The organism is Photobacterium lucens (assembly GCF_009873615.1).
GTDB lineage: Bacteria > Pseudomonadota > Gammaproteobacteria > Enterobacterales > Vibrionaceae > Photobacterium > Photobacterium lucens.
Map to the genome: position 1 here is coordinate 1 of NZ_SSMG01000017.1, position 1,383 is coordinate 1,383.

The 1,383-nt window shown below is 44.3% G+C and carries 8 tRNA genes; all 8 read left to right on the top strand.

What is annotated here, in order from left to right:
• The first annotated feature begins 28 nt into the window (after positions 1 to 28).
• The 8 genes from E5A76_RS02080 (at position 29) to E5A76_RS02115 (ending at position 1,317) form a co-directional block, all read left to right on the top strand.
• Positions 29 to 104 (top strand) — tRNA-Phe (locus tag E5A76_RS02080).
• A gap of 44 nt (positions 105 to 148) precedes the next feature.
• Positions 149 to 224 (top strand) — tRNA-Asn (locus tag E5A76_RS02085).
• 372 nt (positions 225 to 596) lie between these two features.
• Positions 597 to 672, top strand: a tRNA-Phe gene (locus E5A76_RS02090).
• A 74-nt stretch (positions 673 to 746) separates the two neighbouring features.
• A tRNA-Phe gene (locus E5A76_RS02095) sits at positions 747 to 822 on the top strand.
• Positions 823 to 864: 42 nt separating this feature from the next.
• A tRNA-Asn gene (locus E5A76_RS02100) sits at positions 865 to 940 on the top strand.
• Between the two features lie 51 nt (positions 941 to 991).
• Positions 992 to 1,067 (top strand) — tRNA-Thr (locus E5A76_RS02105).
• Between the two features lie 54 nt (positions 1,068 to 1,121).
• Positions 1,122 to 1,197: transfer RNA gene (locus E5A76_RS02110), tRNA-Phe, on the top strand.
• Positions 1,198 to 1,241: 44 nt separating this feature from the next.
• Positions 1,242 to 1,317: transfer RNA gene (locus E5A76_RS02115), tRNA-Asn, on the top strand.
• Positions 1,318 to 1,383 lie beyond the last annotated feature (66 nt).

Consider the following 1,383-nt stretch of genomic DNA (forward strand, 5'->3'; position numbering starts at 1 on the left):
GCAAAACAACGATTAACTTCGTGTTTTTGCCTCGATAGCTCAGTCGGTAGAGCAGAGGATTGAAAATCCTCGTGTCGGTGGTTCGATTCCGCCTCGAGGCACCATATTCATCTCACTTGATTTTATCAAGTAAGATAAAAAGTACGATTCCTCCTTAGTTCAGTCGGTAGAACGGCGGACTGTTAATCCGTATGTCGCTGGTTCAAGTCCAGCAGGAGGAGCCAGTTAAGAAACCTTGTCGCAAGACAAGGTTTTTTTTCGCCTGTAATTTGGCGTAATCAATACGTTCAGTCATATTTCTTCCACTCACATCTCTTTAGTTCTCACTCCCCCTCTCTAGCTTCGCCTCTTTTATCTTTCTGCTTTGCGCTTATTTCTCATTTTTATGCCATATTTTTCTCTTAAACAGCTGAAAACATCCCAAACTTAAGCTTCATAAATTCCTTATATTTATTCTCTTTTTCAGCCATAACATCACTGTAACTCTTAATAAAAGCTCACTTTTCAAACAAACGGGATAAAAAAGACAAGGTTGATAATTATTTGAAAAAAAAGCATTGACGAAAAGAGCGAAAACCTTTTTAATGCGCTCCGTTGCCTCGATAGCTCAGTCGGTAGAGCAGAGGATTGAAAATCCTCGTGTCGGTGGTTCGATTCCGCCTCGAGGCACCATCACTTCCCTTTCGAAGTTTGGTGCAAGCAACCACAATCTGTTCCTCCTTAGTTCAGTCGGTAGAACGNCCGTTGCCTCGATAGCTCAGTCGGTAGAGCAGAGGATTGAAAATCCTCGTGTCGGTGGTTCGATTCCGCCTCGAGGCACCATCACTTCCCTTTCGAAGTTTGGTGCAAGCAACCACAATCTGTTCCTCCTTAGTTCAGTCGGTAGAACGGCGGACTGTTAATCCGTATGTCGCTGGTTCAAGTCCAGCAGGAGGAGCCACTATTTAGTTTCTTGGCTCATTGAGCGGAGAAATAAAAAAGAATATAGTGTGCCGACTTAGCTCAGTAGGTAGAGCAACTGACTTGTAATCAGTAGGTCACCAGTTCGACTCCGGTAGTCGGCACCATTTATTCTCTTACGCACGTAAGAAATGCAAAACAACGATTAACTTCGTGTTTTTGCCTCGATAGCTCAGTCGGTAGAGCAGAGGATTGAAAATCCTCGTGTCGGTGGTTCGATTCCGCCTCGAGGCACCATATTCATCTCGCTTGATTTAATCGAGTAAGATAAAACGTACAATTCCTCCTTAGTTCAGTCGGTAGAACGGCGGACTGTTAATCCGTATGTCGCTGGTTCAAGTCCAGCAGGAGGAGCCAAATAAAGTGTGCCGACTTAGCTCAGTAGGTAGAGCAACTGACTTGTAATCAGTAGGTCACCAGTTC